The organism is Streptomyces sp. NBC_00224, assembly GCF_041435195.1.
In the GTDB taxonomy this organism is placed as follows: domain Bacteria; phylum Actinomycetota; class Actinomycetes; order Streptomycetales; family Streptomycetaceae; genus Streptomyces.
On record NZ_CP108106.1, the window covers coordinates 3,506,195 to 3,525,370 of the forward strand.

General features: G+C 71.4%; 13 protein-coding genes. All 13 read right to left on the reverse strand.

Features of this window, described 5'->3' with window-relative positions:
• Position 1 precedes the first annotated feature (1 nt).
• Positions 2 to 4,033, reverse strand: a complete 4,032-nt coding sequence (locus OG965_RS15735) for a ribonuclease E/G (protein WP_371652702.1) — start codon at positions 4,031 to 4,033, stop codon at positions 2 to 4.
• A 236-nt stretch (positions 4,034 to 4,269) separates the two neighbouring features.
• Entirely contained in the window at positions 4,270 to 5,049 is a 780-nt protein-coding gene (locus tag OG965_RS15740; RefSeq protein ID WP_371652703.1) for a TIGR03936 family radical SAM-associated protein, read from the reverse strand.
• Positions 5,050 to 5,181: 132 nt separating this feature from the next.
• Positions 5,182 to 6,327: a hypothetical protein gene (locus OG965_RS15745; protein ID WP_371652704.1), complete on the reverse strand. Its 1,146-nt coding sequence runs from the start codon at positions 6,325 to 6,327 to the stop codon at positions 5,182 to 5,184.
• A 74-nt stretch (positions 6,328 to 6,401) separates the two neighbouring features.
• Entirely contained in the window at positions 6,402 to 8,330 is a 1,929-nt protein-coding gene (locus tag OG965_RS15750) for a TIGR03960 family B12-binding radical SAM protein (protein ID WP_371652705.1), read from the reverse strand.
• 88 nt (positions 8,331 to 8,418) lie between these two features.
• Positions 8,419 to 9,984 (reverse strand): CHAD domain-containing protein, encoded by a 1,566-nt coding sequence (locus OG965_RS15755; RefSeq protein ID WP_371652706.1) that lies wholly within the window; start codon positions 9,982 to 9,984, stop codon positions 8,419 to 8,421.
• A 92-nt stretch (positions 9,985 to 10,076) separates the two neighbouring features.
• Positions 10,077 to 11,267, reverse strand: coding sequence for a rod shape-determining protein RodA (gene rodA, locus OG965_RS15760; RefSeq protein ID WP_371652707.1), 1,191 nt, complete (start codon positions 11,265 to 11,267; stop codon positions 10,077 to 10,079).
• Positions 11,268 to 11,272: 5 nt separating this feature from the next.
• The gene (gene mrdA / locus OG965_RS15765; RefSeq protein WP_371652708.1) at positions 11,273 to 13,477 is read right to left on the reverse strand and encodes a penicillin-binding protein 2; all 2,205 of its coding nucleotides are present in this window, start codon (positions 13,475 to 13,477) and stop codon (positions 11,273 to 11,275) included.
• A gap of 16 nt (positions 13,478 to 13,493) precedes the next feature.
• Positions 13,494 to 14,177: a rod shape-determining protein MreD gene (mreD, locus tag OG965_RS15770; RefSeq protein WP_371652709.1), complete on the reverse strand. Its 684-nt coding sequence runs from the start codon at positions 14,175 to 14,177 to the stop codon at positions 13,494 to 13,496.
• Positions 14,178 to 14,189: 12 nt separating this feature from the next.
• Positions 14,190 to 15,302: a rod shape-determining protein MreC gene (mreC, locus tag OG965_RS15775; protein ID WP_371652710.1), complete on the reverse strand. Its 1,113-nt coding sequence runs from the start codon at positions 15,300 to 15,302 to the stop codon at positions 14,190 to 14,192.
• A 136-nt stretch (positions 15,303 to 15,438) separates the two neighbouring features.
• On the reverse strand, positions 15,439 to 16,458 hold the full coding sequence (locus tag OG965_RS15780) for a rod shape-determining protein (protein ID WP_053727412.1): 1,020 nt from the start codon (positions 16,456 to 16,458) through the stop codon (positions 15,439 to 15,441).
• A 280-nt stretch (positions 16,459 to 16,738) separates the two neighbouring features.
• Entirely contained in the window at positions 16,739 to 17,152 is a 414-nt protein-coding gene (gene ndk, locus OG965_RS15785) for a nucleoside-diphosphate kinase (RefSeq protein ID WP_371652711.1), read from the reverse strand.
• 141 nt (positions 17,153 to 17,293) lie between these two features.
• Positions 17,294 to 17,647 carry a DUF4233 domain-containing protein gene (locus tag OG965_RS15790; protein WP_371652712.1) on the reverse strand — a complete coding sequence of 118 codons (354 nt, stop codon included), beginning with the start codon at positions 17,645 to 17,647 and terminating at the stop codon, positions 17,294 to 17,296.
• 6 nt (positions 17,648 to 17,653) lie between these two features.
• Positions 17,654 to 19,165, reverse strand: coding sequence for a folylpolyglutamate synthase/dihydrofolate synthase family protein (locus tag OG965_RS15795; RefSeq protein WP_371652713.1), 1,512 nt, complete (start codon positions 19,163 to 19,165; stop codon positions 17,654 to 17,656).
• Positions 19,166 to 19,176 lie beyond the last annotated feature (11 nt).

Here is a 19,176-nt window from a genome sequence, read left to right on the forward strand (position 1 = left end):
GTCAGCTCTCCGACGACGTCGACACCGGCTCGGCCGCCGCCTTCTTCGTCGTCTTCTTCGCCGTCGTCTTCTTGGCCACCGTCTTCTTCGCCGCCGTCTTCTTGGCGACAGCCTTCTTCGCGGTGGCCTTCTTGGCCGTCTTACGGGCCGTCTTCTTGGCCGGGGCCGGGGCCGACTCGTCCGCGACGGGCTCGGCCTCGGGCGCCGGGGCGCTCTCGACCACGAGCACCGCGGCCTCCTCCGCGCCCGACGGCGAACCGGCGGGAGCGGTGGCCTTGCGGGTCACCCGGCGACGGGCTCGCGGCGGGGCGGCGACGGGCGCCTCCTCGACGACGGGCTCGGCCACGACGACCGGCTCCGGCTCGACGACCACGACCGGCTCGGCCACGACGACCTCGGCCGGGGCCTCGGCGACCGGGGAACCCGCCGGGGCGGACGCCTTGCGGGTGGCCCGGCGACGGGAGCGGCCACGCGGCGCGTCGTCCTCGATGAAGGACGCGACCGTCACCGGCTTCGGCTCGGCCTCGGGCTCCGCCACGACCGGCTCGGCCTCGGTGACCGGCTCGGCGCCCCGCTTGGGCGCACCGGCCGGAGCCGACGCCTTGCGGGTCGCGCGGCGCCGCGACCGGCCGCCACGGGCCGCGGCCTCCGCCTCGGCGGCGCTGCTGTAGAGCTCCTCGTCCGGCACGAACTCCGGCTCGGCGAGCGGGACGGGGGCCGCGACCTCGGCCGCCACCTCCGCCTCGGTCTCGACGGCCTCGGTGTCGAGGGCCTCCTGCTCGTGCACCTCGTGCTCGTGCACGTCGTGGTCGTGCTCGGCGCCGCCCCGGCCGCGCTTCTTGGAGCGCTTGCCGTTGCCGCCGCCACCGACGCCGGTCGGCTGCTCCATGTGCACGATCACACCGCGCCCGTTGCAGTGGACACAGGTCTCGGAGAACGACTCAAGGAGGCCCTGGCCGACCCGCTTGCGGGTCATCTGGACCAGGCCCAGCGAGGTGACCTCCGCGACCTGGTGCTTCGTACGGTCGCGGCCCAGGCATTCGAGCAGTCGCCGCAGCACCAGGTCCCGGTTGGACTCCAGGACCATGTCGATGAAGTCGATGACGACGATGCCGCCCAGGTCGCGCAGCCGCAGCTGGCGCACGATCTCCTCGGCCGCTTCGAGGTTGTTCCTCGTCACGGTCTCTTCGAGGTTGCCGCCCTGGCCGGTGAACTTGCCGGTGTTGACGTCGACGACGATCATCGCCTCGGTCTTGTCGATCACCAGCGAGCCGCCGGACGGCAGCCAGACCTTGCGGTCCAGCGCCTTCATCAGCTGCTCGTCGATCCGGTACGTCGCGAAGACGTCGACCTCGGAGGTCCACCGGGAGAGGCGGTCCGCCAGGTCGGGTGCCACGTGCGAGACGTAGCCGTGGATGGTCTCCCAGGCCTCGTCACCGCTGACGATGACCTTGGTGAAGTCCTCGTTGAAGATGTCGCGCACGACGCGGACGGTCATGTCCGGCTCGCCGTACAGCAGGCTCGGCGAGCTCGTCGAGATCTGCTTGGCCTTCTTGGAGATCTCCTCCCACTGGGCCTGCAGACGCTCGACGTCACGGCGCAGCTCGTCCTCGCTCGCGCCCTCGGCGGCGGTGCGCACGATGACGCCCGCGTCCTCGGGGACGATCTTCTTGAGGATGGTCTTCAGCCGCGCCCGCTCGGTGTCCGGGAGCTTGCGGCTGATGCCGGTCATCGAGCCCTCGGGCACGTACACGAGGTAGCGGCCGGGCAGCGAGACCTGGCTGGTCAGGCGGGCGCCCTTGTGGCCGATCGGGTCCTTGGTGACCTGCACCAGGACCGACTGGCCGGACTTGAGGGCGGCCTCGATGCGGCGCGGCCCGTTGGCCATGCCGAGCGCCTCGAAGTTGACCTCACCCGCGTACAGGACGGCGTTGCGGCCCTTGCCGATGTCGACGAAGGCGGCCTCCATCGACGGCAGCACGTTCTGGACCTTGCCCAGGTAGACGTTGCCGACGTACGAGGTGGCCTGCTCCTTGTTGACGTAGTGCTCGACCAGCACGTTGTCTTCCAGGACGCCGATCTGGGTGCGCTCGCCGCTCTGGCGGACGACCATCACGCGCTCGACGGCCTCGCGGCGCGCCAGGAACTCCGCCTCGGTGATGATCGGCACCCGGCGGCGGCCCTGCTCGCGGCCCTCGCGGCGGCGCTGCTTCTTCGCCTCCAGACGGGTCGAGCCCTTGATGGACTGCACCTCGTCGGACGGCTCGGCCTTCTCGCGCGCCGGACGCGGCTCACGGACCTTGACGACCGTGCGCTCCGGGTCGTCCTGACCCGACTCGTGGTCGCCCCCGTCACCGCTGCGGCGACGGCGCCGGCGACGACGGCGGCTGCTGGCGGTGCCGGCGGCGGAGGGGGTGTCCTCGGACTCGTCCTCCTCGTCCTCGAACGCCTCGGCCTCGCCCTCGGCGGACTCCTCCGACTCCGACTCCTCGGACTCGGCGGACTCGCCCCGGCGACGGCGGCGGCCACCGCGGCGGCGACGGCGCGAGGGACGGTCGTCCTCGTGCTCCTCGGCCTCGGCGCCCTCCGGCTCCTCCTCGGACTCGACCTCGTCGGCCTCCTCGGCCACGGGGGCCTGCGGCTCGGGCGCGGCCTCGGCGGCCTCGCCGCGGCGGCGGCGACGACGGCGCGAACCGCCCTGCGGCTCGGCCTGCTCGACGACCGGCTCGACCACGGTCTCCTCGGGCTCCTCCTCGTCCGTCACCTCGGTGGCCGCCTGGGCGGCGGCCGCGGCGGCGGTCTCGGGGGTCTGGAACATCGGCTCGTGGAAGACCGGCGCCTGGAAGACGGCGACGGCGGGGCGGGCGGCCCGGCGGCGGCGGCCGGTCTCCGGCTTCGGCTCGGCCTCCCGCTTCGGCTCCGCTTCCGCCTTCGGCTCGGCCTCGGGCGCCTTCACGGGCTCCTCGGCGGCGGCCGGAGTGAACTGCGGCGCGGTCGCCTTGCGGGTGGCGCGGCGACGGGTGCGCCCACGGGGCGCCTCGTCCTCGGCGGCGGGCTCGGCGGCCTCTTCGGCCACAGCGGTCTCGACGACCGCGGCCGCGACCGGCTCGGCCACGACGGCCTCGGTCTCCTCGGCGGCCTTGGGCGCACCGGCCGGAGCCGTGGCCTTACGGGTCGCACGGCGACGGGTCCGCGCCGGAGCGGCGGGCTCCTCGGCGGCGGCCAGGACAGCGGCCTCCTCGGCCGGGGAGGCGACCGGGTCCTCGGCGGCGACGGCCGGCGGCGCGCCGATGGCGGCCGGGGTCTCCTCGACGGCGGGGGCACCGGCGGGCGCGGTGGCCTTACGGGTGGCACGGCGACGGGTCCGCGCCGGGGCGGCGGGCTCCTCGACGGCCTCGGGCTCGACGGCCTCCTCGGCCACGACGGCCTCGGGGGCCACGACGACCTCGGTCTCCTCGGCGGCCTTGGGCGCACCGGCCGGAGCCGTGGCCTTACGGGTCGCACGGCGACGGGTCCGCGCCGGAGCGGCGGGCTCCTCGGCCTCGACGGCCTCGGGCTCGACGGCGGCCGGGGCCTCGACGGCCTCGGGCGTCTCGTCGGCGGCCTTGGGCGCACCCGCCGGAGCGGCCACCTTGCGGGTGGCACGGCGGCGCGGGCGAGCCGGAGCGGCCTCGTCGTCAGCGGCGGCGGGGGTTTCCGCCGTCTCGGTGGCGGCCGGGGTCTCCTCGGCGGCAGCGGCGGGCGCACCCGCCGGAGCGGTCGCCTTACGGGTGGCACGGCGGCGAGTGGGGGTACCTCCCTGGCCCTTAAGGCCTTGGGGGAGCGCCGGAGCGGCCTCGTCGTCGGCGGCGGGGGTCTCGGCCGGGGCCTCGGTGGCCGCGGCGGCCGTCTCGGGCGCGTCGGCGCCCGCGGCTCCCGGCGGACCGGCGGGCCGCGACGCCGCGCGGCGCCGACGGCGCGGCGGCAGCGTGTCGCTGGGGCTGTTGTTGTCGTCCCCGGTCACACCGGGTTCGTTCTTCTCGTTCTCAAGCATGCGGGCGTAGCTCCCGTCACGCTCCCGGGCGCCGCGCCTGGTTCCGGTCCGGCGGCACGTCCGCGTGATGTGCGCGGGTGCCGTCGTCCGGGGCGCGGGCGCCGCACGGGAGCTGATATGTCCGGCTCGCCGGTTCCGTACGCGATGTACGCACGGCCTGGCGAAAGTCTTCTGGTCTGTGCGCTGCCCGACCCAGGTGGCTCCCGAGTACCAGGGCTGCGCTACAACGACTGCCCTTACGCGGCGGGACCTTCCGACGCCGTCGCAGAGGCGGTCCCGGCGGCCTTGGGTGGAGCGGCCGGGGCTGCCTCGCGGTCGGGCGCGAGTGGGTCGGTCACCGTGCCGGACTCCTCGTCGAAGAGCCCCTGCGCCAGCCTGGTCACCGCTGCGGGGACCGGCGGCGCCAGGTCGGCCACAGCTCGGAGACCGGACAGGACGTCGTCGGGTCGCACGGCAGGTGTCAGGTGCCGTACCACCAGGCGCAGTATCGCACAGGGCTTGTCCACCGGCCTATCAGCCTGTGGAGGAAGCGCCTGCAGACCCGCTACCGCGCCGCGCGTGTCGAAGGTGCGCATGCCGTTCTTGGTCTTGCGCTGGACCTCGACGGTCTCGGCGGCGAGGAAGGCCTCGACGGCCTTCTCGGCGTCCTCGACGGGCACGCCGTCGAGGCGCATCTCCCAGATGGAGGCGGTCAGCCGGTCGGCGAGGCCCGAGGTGCGGGCCTCCACTGCGTCGGTGATGTCGAGCCCGGTGGGCAGCGACTCGTCGAGCAGCGTGAGCAGCGTCGCCGGGTCGCGGTGCTCGGTGAGCGCGATCTCCAGGTACTCGGCCTCGGAGCCGGTGCCGGTGGGGGCGGCGTTCGCGTACGAGACCTTGGGGTGCGGGGTGAAGCCCGCCGAGTACGCCATGGGCACCTCGGCGCGGCGCAGCGCGCGTTCGAAGGCGCGTTGGAAGTCGCGGTGGCTGGTGAACCGGAGGCGGCCGCGCTTGGTGTAGCGCAGTCGGATGCGCTGCACCGCAGGTGCGGGCGGCGGGCCTTCGGGCTGTCGCTTGCCCAGTGGTTCTTCTCCTCGTGCGGGGCGGGCGCGGTGGGCGCCGCCCACCTGTCCTGTGGGGGCCCTCCGGTCACAGCCCGCGCGCCGCCCGGCTCATCCCTCCGTCTTGTGGAGGGAGATCTCGGGGGCGGGCACCGCGCCGGAGGCAGTAGTTGTACTACCCAGAGTACGCGCAGGATGCGGTGCCGGTTCCCGGGGCGGGCCGCCCACGAGCGCCCGCCAGGCGTCGGCGCGGGCCTGCCGTACGGTGTCGCGGGCCGAGGCGAGGGCTTCGCGCGCGGTGCGTCCGGCGGTGCCGAGCGCGGCGCCCACGGCCCGCCCGGCCTCGACGGCGGCCCGCTTCACCGGGGCCCACACCGTGTCCCGCACCCAGCGCAGGACCGGCGCGCACACGGTCCGCCACACCCAGCGCACCGGCCGTCCGACCAGCTGCCATCCGAGCCACTTCAGCCCGCGCCCGACGGCCCGGGAGAGGTGCCCGGCGATCCGCCAGGCGTGCCCGAACGCGGCGGCGACTTCGCGGACGACGACCGCGACGCCGTGCCCGATCGGCGTCAGCACATGCCGGTAGAACCACCCGACGGGTACCACAAACAAGATCAAACCCACTCGAACGAGGGCAGTCCCGATCGCGGAGACGACCACGCCGATGCCCCGGGCGACCCAGGCAAGTCCCACGCCGATCCCCCGCGCGACCCAGGCAAGTCCCACCCCGAGCCCGGCGGCAAGCCAGGACAACCCAGCCCACGCCCCGCTCGCGATCCAGACCAGCCCCGCCGCCACCCCGGCGGCCACCCACGCGATGCCGTGGCCCACCGGAGTGAGCACATACCGGTACAGCCACGCCACCGGGGCGACCACCCCGTACCGCCACACCGGCACGACCAGCCACCGCCACAGCCATGTCAGCGGGGTCACCACCAGCGTGCGGAACAGCCAGGACAGACAGTGGCCGAGGAAAGTGACGGGGACTACCACCAGCGTGCGGAACAGCCAGGACAGACAGTGGCCGAGGAAAGTGAGGGGGACGACGATCAGCGTGTGGCCCAGCCACTTCAGCGCGCGGCCCGTCGGGCGCAGGATCGTGAGGTGGAGGGCACGGGCGGCCGCGGCGAGGACGTCCCAGATCATGCGGACCGGCACGACCAGGACCAGGACGACGATCCGTACCGGGATCCGGATCGCGACGGTCAGACAGCCCTCGGGCTGTCTCGGCGGCGGCTGCTGCGGGAGTTCCATGAACGTCAGGACGCGGCGAAGGCCCCGCATCGTTGCGATGCGGGGCCTGCCGTGATCAACCGGTGATCGAGTGGTTACTTGACGACCGTCAGCGGGAGCAGCTTCTTGCCCGTCGGGCCGATCTGGATTTGCGTGTCCATCTGCGGGCACACACCGCAGTCGAAGCACGGCGTCCAGCGGCAGTCCTCGACCTCGGTCTCGTCCAGCGCGTCCTGCCAGTCCTCCCAGAGCCAGTCCTTGTCGAGACCGGAGTCCAGGTGGTCCCAGGGCAGGACCTCCTCGTACGTACGCTCGCGCGTGGTGTACCAGTCGACGTCCACGCCGTACGACGGGAGCGTCTTCTCGGCGCAGGCCATCCAGCGGTCGTACGAGAAGTGCTCGCGCCAGCCGTCGAAGCGGCCGCCGTCCTCGTAGACGGCGCGGATGACCGCGCCGACGCGGCGGTCGCCGCGCGAGAGCAGGCCCTCGACGATGCCGGGCTTGCCGTCGTGGTAGCGGAAGCCGATGGAGCGGCCGTACTTCTTGTCGCCGCGGATCTTGTCGCGGAGCTTGCCCAGGCGCTCGTCCGTCTGCTCGGCGGAGAGCTGCGGCGCCCACTGGAACGGGGTGTGGGGCTTGGGGACGAAGCCGCCGATCGACACCGTGCAGCGGATGTCGTTCTGGCCCGACACCTCGCGGCCCTTGGCGATCACGTTGACCGCCATGTCGCCGATCTGCAGGACGTCGTCGTCGGTCTCGGTGGGCAGGCCGCACATGAAGTACAGCTTCACCTGGCGCCAGCCGTTGCCGTACGCGGTCGCGACGGTACGGATCAGGTCCTCTTCGGAGACCATCTTGTTGATGACCTTGCGCATGCGCTCGCTGCCGCCCTCGGGGGCGAAGGTCAGACCGGAGCGACGGCCGTTCCTGGTCAGCTCGTTGGCGAGGTCGACGTTGAAGGCGTCCACGCGGGTGGAGGGGAGGGACAGACCGATCTTGTCCTCGGTGTACCGGTCCGCGAGGCCCTTGGCGATCTCACCGATCTCGGTGTGGTCGGCGCTCGACAGGGACAGCAGGCCGACTTCCTCGAAGCCGGTCGCCTTCAGGCCCTTCTCCACCATCTCGCCGATGCCGGTGATGCTTCGCTCCCGCACGGGGCGCGTGATCATGCCGGCCTGGCAGAAACGGCAGCCGCGGGTGCAGCCGCGGAAGATCTCGACGGACATGCGCTCGTGGACGGTCTCCGCGAGCGGCACGAGCGGCTGCTTCGGGTAGGGCCACTCGTCGAGGTCCATGACGGTGTGCTTGCTGACCCGCCACGGCACGCCCGACTTGTTCGGGACGACACGGCCGATGCGGCCGTCCGGCAGGTACTCGACGTCGTAGAACGCCGGGACGTAGATGTTGCCCGTCTTGGCGAGGCGGAACAGGACTTCCTCGCGGCCGCCGGGACGGCCCTCGGCCTTCCACGCGCGGATGATCCCGGTCATGTCGAGGACGGCCTGCTCGCCGTCGCCGATGACCGCGCAGTCGATGAAGTCCGCGACCGGCTCGGGGTTGAAGGCCGCGTGGCCGCCCGCGAGGACGATCGGGTCGTCGATGGTGCGGTTCCTGGACTCCAGCGGGATGCCCGCGAGGTCCAGGGCCGTGAGCATGTTGGTGTAGCCGAGCTCGGTGGAGAAGCTGAGGCCGAAGACGTCGAAGGCGCCGACGGGGCGGTGGCTGTCCACGGTGAACTGCGGGAGCTTGTGCTCGCGCATCAGCGCTTCCATGTCCGGCCACACGCTGTACGTGCGCTCGGCGAGGACGCCCTCGCGCTCGTTCAGCACCTCGTAGAGGATCATGACGCCCTGGTTGGGCAGCCCGACCTCGTACGCGTCCGGGTACATGAGTGCCCAGCGGACGTCGCAGCTGTCCCAGGCCTTGACCGTGGAGTTGAGCTCACCGCCGACGTACTGGATCGGCTTCTGCACATGCGGGAGCAGCGCTTCGAGCTGTGGGAAGACGGATTCGGCGGCAGTCATCTCGACGAACTTTCGTGAGCCGGCAGGGGGCGACTATCTAGCGTAACCCGCTCGGGAGGTGCCCCCCGCCCGCCGGAATCCCCTCGGCTCAGGCTTGCAGCCGCTCCCGCAGCTTCGGCCGGGACGCCCTGTGCCAGACCTCGGGCAGCTCGCGCTCGCGGTCGGCCGCCGCCGCCACCTCCTGGCCGTACAGAAGTCCCCAGGTGAACGCGGACTCGCCGGCCAGGTGGGCCTGGACCGCCAGGCCGCGCAGGGCCTCGCGGGCCACCACGCTGTCCTGGTGGTCGCCCAGGACCGTCTGCACCGCCTTCATCCGCTTGGCGAACTTCCGCGCGGGGGCGCCGAGCGCGGGCCTGGCGGCCTCGGCGGCGTACCGGGCGCGCTTGGCCGCCTTGCGGGCCTCGTGCATGGCCAGGTCGCGCGGCTCGCCGGGATCGAGCTCCAGGGCCTGCGCTATCCGGCCCGCCAGCCGCTCGTAGTCCTTGATCACCGCCTTGGGCAGCACCTCCGCGAACGGCCGCCGGGCCGCCGGGCGCAGTGGCGGGCCGTCGAGCAGCGCGTCCAGGGTGTCGAGCAGTACGAGGTAGCGCTTGCTGTCCAGGACGGCGATGGTCTTGCGGCGCGAGCCGGAGCGGCGGGCGACGCTCCAGGTGCGCAGCCGCCCCCGGACCGGTCCCAGCAGGAGGGTGCGGGGCAGGGCGGCGATGCGGCTCTGGAGGCGTTCGGTGAGGACTTCCTGGTCGCGGTCGACGCCGAGTTCGCCCGCGAGCCACTTCAGCTCCTCGCCGACGGGGTCGGTGACGGTCCGGTCGAGGACCTTCCCGTACGACTTGAAGGCGCTGCGCAGCCGGCGCGTGGCGACGCGCATCTGGTGGACGGAGTCGGGCAGGTCGCGCCGGACGGCGGGGTCGAGGTCGACCAGGGCGTCGCGCTGGGCGCGGAGGTAGCCGAGGACGTGGTCACCGGCGGTGGCCTCGTCCCCGGCAGAGGGCTTGTCCGCGGCAGAGGGCTTGTCCGCGACCGGGGGCTTCTGGAGGTCCGGTACCGACGGGGCCGTCTCCGCCAGCGCCCGCGCCAGCTTCGACGCGCTGTGCGAGGGGCGCAGGCCCGCCTTGCGCAGGCGCTTCTCGACGCGGTCGAGGAGGTCGGGGTCCACTTCGTCGGCGAGCTCCACCTCGATCTCGGTCCAGGCGGCCGTGGCGACCTGCCCCGGGCTCAGCCGCTGCGCCCGCACCGCGTCGACGCTCACCTCGGCGAGCAGCACGCTGTCCTCGTCGAGCAGATGGCGTACGTGGCGGGAGGAGAGCAGCCGTACGACGGGGGCCAGTCGGGCGTCGCGGACGCGGGAGCGCAGGAGTGCGGCCAGGGTGCGGGGGACGTCCGGGGACAGGGGTGCGCGGATCTCGTCGCGGATGCCGGTGGCGACCGGGAACTTCAGGTGCCAGCCCGCGTCGTCGCCGCCCGTTCTGCGGCGCAGGGTGAGGGAGTCCGCGGCCAGGCGCAGGTCCTGGGTGTCGTAGTAGACGGCGTCCAGCTCCGCCACGCCCTTGTCGACAACGCTGGCGACGCCCGCGGCCTTGGTGAGGTCGGGGAGCCGGACGTCGTCGCCGGTGGCTTCGTACTTCCGCTCGATCTCGCGCTTCGTCTCCGCCATGAATTGAATCTAGACGCGAAACCGGGCCCTAGACAGAGCACCGGACCGGCCATCGCGGCCGGTCCGGCATCCCTCGTGGCCCGCGGCGGGCGCTAGGCCGTTATCGGGCGCTGCACCCTGATCGACTGGAGGAGGCCGATCGCCACCCAGACGGCGAACATCGACGATCCTCCGTACGACACGAACGGCAGTGGCAGGCCCGCCACCGGCATGATGCCGAGCGTCATCCCGATGTTCTCGAAGGACTGGAACCCGAACCAGGCGATGATCCCGGCCGCCACGACCGTGCCGTACAGCTCGGTCGTCTCGCGGGCGATGCGGCAGGCGCGCCACAGGACCACGCCGAGCAGCACGAGGATCAGTCCGGCGCCGACGAAGCCGAGCTCCTCCCCCGCGACCGTGAAGACGAAGTCCGTCTGCTGTTCGGGGACGAACTGGCCGGTGGTCTGGCTGCCCTTGAACAGGCCGGTGCCGGTCAGTCCGCCGGAGCCGATGGCGATACGGGCCTGGTTGGTGTTGTAGCCGACGCCCGCCGGGTCGAGGTTGGGGTTGGCGAAGGCCGCGAAGCGGTTGATCTGGTACTCGTCGAGCAGCCCGAGCGCGGCCACCGCGACCGCGCCCGCCACGCCCGCTCCAATCAGGCCGAGCACCCACCGGTTGGAGGCTCCGCAGGCGAGCAGCACGCCCAGAATTATGATCACGATGACCATGACCGAGCCGAGGTCCGGCATCATCATGATGATCAGGATCGGGAGCGCGGCCAGGCCCAGCGACTTCATCACCGTGCGGTGGTCGGGGTGGAGCTGGTCCCCGGCGTCGACGCGCGACGCCAGTATCATCGCCATCCCCAGGATGATCGTGATCTTGGTGAACTCGGACGGCTGGAGCGAGAAGCCGCCGCCGATGATGATCCAGGCGTGCGCGCCGTTGACGGTGGCGCCCAGCGGGGTCAGCACGGCGAGGATCAGGACCACCGAAAGCCCGTAGAGCACCGGCACCGCGCCCCGCAGGGTGCGGTGGCCCAGCCAGATCGTGCCGATCATCAGGCCGAAGCCGATGCCGGTGTTCATGGCGTGCCGGATCAGGAAGTAGTACGGGTCGCCCTGGTTGAGCTGGGTGCGGTTGCGGGTCGCGGACCACACGAGCAGCGAGCCGATGAAGGACAGCGCGAGCGCCGCGAGCAGCAGCGGCCAGTCGAGCCGGCGCACCACCGAGTCGCGCGCGGTCAGCTTGGCGAAGGTGGAGCGCTCCGGTGCGTAGCGCTGGACGGAGAAGCCGGCCATGGTGCTCAGTCCCTCCGTCCGTGGCGCGCGCCGTTGCGGTTGTCGGTGTTGGCCGCGGCGAGCTGCTGCTCACCGGTCTTCTTCTCGGGGATCTTCTGCGAGTCCGGGTCGTACGGCTCGATCTTCGGCGCGTCGATGGAGCCGTCGGTCTGGATCCTGGGCAGGGCCTGCTGCGGCTCGGGCAGCAGGGCGCGCTTGAGGTCCTGGGTGCCCGCGTCGTCGAGCCCGTAGAGCGCGTCGTAGATGTTGCGCACGGCGGGGCCGGAGGCGCCGGAGCCCGTACCACCCTGGGAGATCGTCATGACGATCGAGTAGTCCTTGGTGTACGTGGCGAACCACGAGGTCGTCTGCTTGCCGTAGACCTCGGCGGTGCCGGTCTTCGCGTGCATCGGGATCTGCTTCTGCGGCCAGCCGCCGAACCGCCACGCGGCCGTACCGCGGGTGGCGACTCCCGCGAGGGCTTCGTCTATGTCGTCGCGGGTGGCCTGGGTCATCGGCAGCTTGCCGTGCGCCTTGGGCTTGATCTCGTTGACCGACTTGCCGTTGGCGCTGATCACGGCCTTGCCGACGGTCGGGTCGTAGAGGGTGCCGCCGTTGGAGATCGCCGAGTAGATCGTCGCCATCTGGATGGGGGTGACGAGGGTGTCGCCCTGGCCGATGGAGTAGTTGACCGAGTCACCCGCGCGCATGAGGTTTCCCTCCAGGCAGTTCTCGTACTCGATCTTCTCGACGTAGTCGCCGTCCTTCTTGCCGTGCTTGCACCAGGCGTCCTTGTTGGCCGTCCAGAACCGCTGCTTCCACTGGCGGTCGGGGACCCGGCCGGGGACCTCGCTGGGCAGGTCGACTCCGGTCTTGGAGCCGAGCCCGAAGTCGTGGGCGGTCTTGTAGAACCAGTCGGAGGCGTCCTTCTTCGGCTTCATGCCGCCGTCCTTGAGCCACTGGTCGTGCGCGAGGCCGTAGTACACGGTGTCGCAGGAGACCTCCAGGGCCTGGCCGATGCTGATGTTGCCGTGGCCCTGGGACTCGAAGTTCTTGAAGACCTGGCCGCCCACCGAGTACGAACTGGGGCAGGGGTAGCTGCCGTTGAAGGCGTATCCGGCGCGGACCGCGGCCGCCGAGGAGACCACCTTGAAGATCGAGCCGGGGGCGGCCTGGCCCTGGATGGCCCGGTTGAGCAGCGGGTAGTTGGAGTCCTTGCCGGTGAGGGCCTGGTAGTCCTTGGCGGAGATGCCGCCGACCCAGGCGTTCGGGTCGTAGTTGGGCAGCGAGGCCATGGCGACGACCCGGCCGGTCTTGGCCTCCATCACCACGACCGCGCCCGCGTCCGCCTTGTAGTTCTCGTTGGTGTTCTTGTCGAACTCCTTGCGGGCCTCTTCCATCGCGTGGTTGAGCTCGTACTCGGCGACGGCCTGCACCCGTGCGTCTATCGACGTGACGATGTTCGAGCCCGGCTCGGCCTTGTCGCTCTGCGCCTGCCCGATGACCCGGCCGAGGTTGTCCACCTCGTAGCGGGTCACGCCCGCCTTGCCCCGCAGCTGCTTGTCGTACGTGCGCTCAAGGCCCGAGCGGCCCACCATGTCCGAGCGCAGATACGGCGAGTCGGTGTTCTTCGCCTTGGTGATCTCCTCGTCGGTGACCGGCGAGAGATAGCCGAGGACCTGGGCCGTGTTGGCCTTGCCCGGCGAGGTGTAGCGGCGCACCGCGGTGGGGTCGGCGGTGATGCCGGGGAAGTCCTCGGAGCGCTCGCGGATCTGGAGGGCCTGCTGGGTGGTGGCCTTGTCGGTGACCGGGATCGGCTGGTACGGCGAGCCGTTCCAGCACGGCTTGGGCGTCTTGGCGTCGCAGAGCCGGACCTTGTCCATGACGTCCTGCGGCTTCATGCCGAGGACGGTCGCGAGCCGGGTCAGCACCGCCTTGCCCTTGTCGGGCATCTTCGTCAGATCGGTACGGGACGCGGAGACCACGAGCCGGGTCTCGTTGTCGGCCAGCGGTACACCGCGCGCGTCCAGGATCGCGCCGCGCACGGCGGGCTGGACGACCTGCTGCACATGGTTGTTCTTGGCCTCGTCCTCGTACTCCTGCCCGTTGCGGATCTGGAGGTACCAGAGCCGCCCGCCGAGGGTGAGGAGCAGGGAGAAGACCAGGACCTGGATGATGATGAGCCGGATCTGCACCCGGGGGGTGCGTCCCGTCTCGGGGATGTTGCTCACGCCGTGGCCCCCTCGTTCACAGTCGCTTGACGCCCTTGATGCGGCCGGCCCGGGCCGCGCGGTTGCGGGCGGCCTTCACTCGCAGGCCGCCCTTCTGGTTGCCGATGCGCAGCCCGGTGCCACCGGAGAGCCAGCCGGAGGCGATGCTGGTGCCGTTCTTGGCCGAGCCGCCGCCCCCGGACGTCTCGGCGAGCGGGTCGTTCTCGGCCCGTCTGGCCAGCGCCATGATCAGCGGCACCGTGAACGGGGCGAGGAGCAGGTCGTAGACGGCGGCCGTGAACAGCAGGTTCATCAGGCCGACGTGGCGGGCCGCGGTGTCGCCGACGAGGGCGCCCACGCCCGCGTAGAGCAGCGTGGAGCCGACGGCCGCGCAGACCACCACGGCCATGGGCCCGCTGGCCGAGCGCAGCCGGCCGTGGTCGGGCTTGGCGAGCCCCGCCGCGTAGCCGATCACGCAGAGGACCAGGGCGTACCGCCCGGCGGCGTGGTCGGCGGGCGGGGCGAGGTCGGAGAGCAGCCCGGCGCCGAAACCGACGAAGGCGCCGCCGAGGTGTCCGTAGACGAGGGCGAGGCCGACGACGGTGAGCAGGACCAGGTCCGGGACGGCGCCCGGGAGCTGGAGCCGGGCGAGGACGCTCACCTGGACGACGAGGGCGACGACGACCAGGGCGGAGGAGAGGATGACCCTGTTGATACGCATCTGGATCAGCTCCTACTGGTCGCCGTCGGCGGCGGCGTCGTTGTTCGCGTTGCCGTTGTTCGCGGGGCCGTTGGGGTTGGCGTTGGGATTCGCGGCGCCATTGGGGTTCGCGGCCCCGTTGGGATTCGCGTTGCCGTTGGGGTTCGCGTTGTTCGGGTCGCCGCCCGGGATCGGCACGTTCTGGTCCGCCGCGTTCGGGTTCGCCTGGTTCGGGTTCGGGGCCGGGGTGACCGTCACCGTCACGGTGGGCGTCGGGGTCGGCCTGGGCTTGGCGGGCAGCACCTGGTCGCGCGGGTCGGTGCGCGGGGCCTGGACGACGACGCCGACGATGTCGAGCTTGGTGAACCCGACGTACGGACGTACGTAGATGGTCCGGGTCAGGTCGCCACCGGAGGGGTCGACCTTGACGACCTCACCGACCGGGACGCCCGGCACGAACGGCTTGTCGGACTGCGAGCCGAAGGTCACCAGGCGGTCGCCCGACTTGACCTTGGCCTTGCCGTTGAGCAGCTGCACCGACAGCGGCCGGTCGCCCTGGCCGGTGGCGAAGCCCAGCTCGTCGCTGTTCTCCATCCGGGTGCCGACCGTGAAGTCCGGGTCGTTGGCGAGCAGGACGGTGGCGGTGGACGGGCCGACGGTGGTGACCCGGCCGACGAGCCCCTCCCCGTTCAGTACGGTCATGTCGCGCTTGATGCCGTCGCGCGAGCCGGCGTCGATGGTGACGGTCCAGGAGAAGCCCTGGGCCGCTCCTATCCCGATGACCTGCGCGGCCTTGATGCCGTACTGGCCCTCGCCGGCGGTCTTGAGCATCGAGTCGAGCTGGTTCAGGCGCGAGCGGTTGCGGGCGTCGCTGCCGAGCTTCTGCTTCAGCGCCTCGTTCTCGCGCTGGAGGTCGGCGATCTTGTTGTGGCGCTCGCCCGAGTCGCGCACCGCGCCGATGGCGTTGCCGACCGGGTCGACGGCGGCCGCCATGCCGTTCTCCACCGGCCCGAACACCGTGGCGGCGGCCTGCCGGGCGCCGTCCACCGGTGAATTCTCCCCACCCCGGATGTCGACCGTGATCAGCGCGAACGCTACGGCGATCAGCAGCACCAGGAGCAGCCGGCTCTCTCGTGTGTCCCTCACGTGCGGCGGCCGTGCCTTCCTCGTCGGAATCTGTTCGATCTGTATATCAACGATCCGCCGTACGGGTTGGCAGTGGCCCGTACGGGCGGTCCCCCCAGGTCACTCGCTGACTCGGGGGGACGGCTGCCGGTGGCGCTTATCGGCGCGGCTGGGCGTCGAGGACCTGCTGGAGCGCCTCGAACTCCTCGACGCACTTGCCGGATCCCAGAGCGACCGAATCCAGCGGGTCCTCGGCGATGTGGATCGGCATGCCGGTCTCGCGGCGCAGCCGCTCGTCGAGGCCGCGCAGCAGGGCGCCGCCGCCGGTGAGGACGATGCCGCGGTCCATGATGTCGCCGGAGAGCTCCGGCGGGCACTTGTCGAGCGTCGTCTTCACGGCGTCGACGATCGCGTTGACCGGCTCCTCGATGGCCTTGCGGACCTCGGCGGCCGAGATGACCACGGTCTTGGGCAGCCCGGAGACCAGGTCGCGGCCGCGGATCTCGGTGTGCTCGTCCTTGTCGAGGTCGTACGCCGAGCCGATGGTGATCTTGATCTGCTCGGCGGTGCGCTCACCGAGGAGGAGGCTGTACTCCTTCTTGATGTGCTGGATGATCGCGTTGTCCAGCTCGTCGCCGGCGACGCGGATGGACTGCGCCGTGACGATTCCGCCGAGCGAGATCACCGCGACCTCGGTGGTGCCGCCGCCGATGTCGACGACCATGTTGCCGGTCGCCTCGTGGACGGGCAGGCCCGAGCCGATGGCCGCGGCCATGGGCTCCTCGATGATGTGCACCTGGCGGGCGCCGGCCTGGGTGGAGGCCTCGATGACGGCACGGCGCTCGACTCCGGTGATGCCGGAGGGCACACAGACGACGACGCGCGGGCGCGCCAGGTAACGCCGCTTGTGGATCTTCAGGATGAAGTAGCGGAGCATCCGCTCCGTGATCTCGAAGTCGGCGATGACGCCGTCCTTCAGCGGTCGTACGGCCACGATGTTGCCCGGCGTACGGCCGATCATCTTCTTCGCCTCGGCGCCGACCGCCAGGATGCCGCCGGTGTTGGTGTTGATGGCGACGACGGACGGCTCGTTCAGGACGATTCCGCGGCCCCTGACGTACACCAGCGTGTTGGCGGTCCCGAGGTCGACAGCCATGTCACGGCCGATGAACGACATGTTGTTGCTCCCCATGAGGATGCGTCCGGCCTTCCCTAATCGAGCGTTGACGGCTTTTTAGGTCGGCGAGGTGGGTGCTGTGGGCGTGAGGCTCCATCGTAGTGCCGCCTGCACGGACACGGCGCGTTGGTCCACCTCTAGTAATGGTGACGATGTGTCGGTGCGATGCGTTCCCGACTTCGCCCCGCATATGCCGAAGGGCGACCGAAATTCCTTCGGTCGCCCCAGGTCATGAGCGCTATATGGCTGACGCCCGGTCAGGAAATGGACCGGACCCGACTCAGACCAGACCCGGGAAGAAGATCTTCAGCTCACGCTCGGCGGACTCCTCGGAGTCCGAGGCGTGGATGAGGTTCTCCCGGACGATGGTGCCGAAGTCGCCCCGGATGGAGCCGGGCGCGGCCGCGATCGGGTCGGTGGGACCCGCCAGCTGGCGGACGCCCTCGATGACACGCTCGCCCTCGGCGACGAGGACGACGACGGGGCCGGAGGCCATGAAGCCCATCAGGGGCTCGTAGAAAGGCTTGCCCTTGTGCTCGCCGTAGTGCGTCTCCAGGGTCTCCTGGTCCAGCGTGCGCAGCTCCATCGCCGGGATGGTCCAGCCGGCCTTGCGCTCGATACGGCCGATGATCTCGCCGATCAGGCCGCGCCGGACGGCGTCGGGCTTGAGGATGACGAGAGTGCGCTGGGTCATGGTGTCCGGCTCCTTGCAGGCATACGTGTGCGGTGAGGCGAGGCTACAGGGGGCGCGTGGTACGGCCGCACCCGGACCAGCCCTCGTTTCGGCTGCGGACCGTATGTGGCTGGTCGCGCAGTTCCCGGCGCCCCCAACTGCCTACGTCTGCGGCTCCGGCTCCGCCGCCTGCGCCGCGAAGCGGGCCTTCGCCGCGTCCACCTGACGGCCGTAGTGGATCGAGGCCCACCACAGGCCCGCGAACACCGCGCCGAGGAAGAACATGTGCGGGACGACGAAGCCGCTCGCGATCAGGGCGATCTGGAGCGCCCAGCCCAGCTGGAGCCCGCCGGGACGGGTCAGCACACCGCACAGGAGCAGCGAGAACAGCATGGCGATACCGCTGACCGTCCAGACGGTGGACACCGTCAGGCTGTCGTCCTTCATGGCGACCAGACCGGCGAACCCTATGACGAAGAATTCACCGATGAGGGTGGAAGCGCAGAGCGTGCGCATCGGGCGTCAGCCCCTTCCCAGGAGCAGCCGGGCCTCGCCGACCGTGATCACGGAACCGGTGACGAGGACCCCCGCACCGGCGTATTCGTCCTCTTCCTCCGCCAGGGTGATCGCCGCCTCCAGCGCGTCGTCCAGACGCGGCTCGACCACCACCCGCTCGTCGCCGAAGACCTCGACGGCGACCGCGGCCAGCTCGTCGACGTCCATCGAGCGGTGGCTGGAATTGGCGGTGACGACGATCTCGGCGAAGACCGGCTCGAAGGCCTCCAGGAGGCCCTTCACATCCTTGTCGGCGCTGGCCGCGACCACGCCGATCAGCCGCGAGAAGCCGAACGCCTCGGTCAGCCCCTCGGCCGTGGCCAGGGCGCCCGCCGGGTTGTGGGCGGCGTCCAGGACGACGGTGGGGCTGCGGCGCACGACCTCCAGGCGGCCGGGCGAGACCACCGAGGCGAACGCCTTGCGGACGGTGTCCACGTCCAGCGGGCGGGCGTGCTCGGAGCCGATGCCGAAGAACGCCTCGACCGCGGCGAGCGCCACCGCCGCGTTGTGCGCCTGGTGCGCGCCGTACAGCGGCAGGAAGACGTTGTCGTACTCGCCGCCGAGGCCGCGCAGCGTCAGGAGCTGGCCGCCGACCGCGACCTCGCGCGCGACGATGCCGAACTCCATGCCCTCGCGCGCGACCGTCGCGTCCGCCCCGACGGCCTTCTTCAGCATCACCTGGGCCGCGTCGACCGGCTGCTGGGCCAGGATCACGGTCGCGTCCTGCTTGATGATCCCGGACTTCTCCACGGCGATCTCGGCGGGCGTGGAGCCGAGCCGGTCGGTGTGGTCCAGGGAGATGGGGGTGACCACGGCCACCGACGCGTCGATCACATTGGTCGCGTCCCAGCTGCCGCCCATGCCGACCTCGACGACGGCCACGTCCACGGGGCTGTCCGCGAACGCCGCGTACGCCATGCCGGTGAGGACCTCGAAGAAGGAGAGGCGGTAGTCCTGCTGGGCGTCGACCATCTCCACGTACGGCTTGATGTCCTCGTACGTCTCGATGAAGCGCTCGGCCGTGATCGGCGAGCCGTCCAGGCTGATGCGCTCGGTGATCGACTGGACGTGGGGGGACGTATACCGCCCGGTGCGCAGGTCGAAGGCGGCGAGCAGCGCCTCGATCATGCGGGCCGTGGACGTCTTGCCGTTGGTGCCGGTGATGTGGATCGAGGGGTACGCCCGCTGGGGCTCGCCCAGGACGTCCATCAGCGCCGAGATGCGGGAGACCGAGGGCTCCAGCTTGGTCTCGCCCCAGCGCGTCGCCAGCTCCGTCTCGACCGCGCGCAGCGCCTTGTCGACCTCCGGGTCGGCGGGGCGGGCGGGGACGGGGTCGCCCTGCGGGAGGCCGCCTTGGGTGCGCAGGGTGCGGCTGCCGGCCTCGATCACCGCCAGGTCGGGGTCGCGTGTGGTCTCCGCCTCGACGATGTCGTCGAAGTGGTCGTCGGGGCTGCTGCTGCGGTCGGGCTGCTCGGTCACGACCCCAGTCT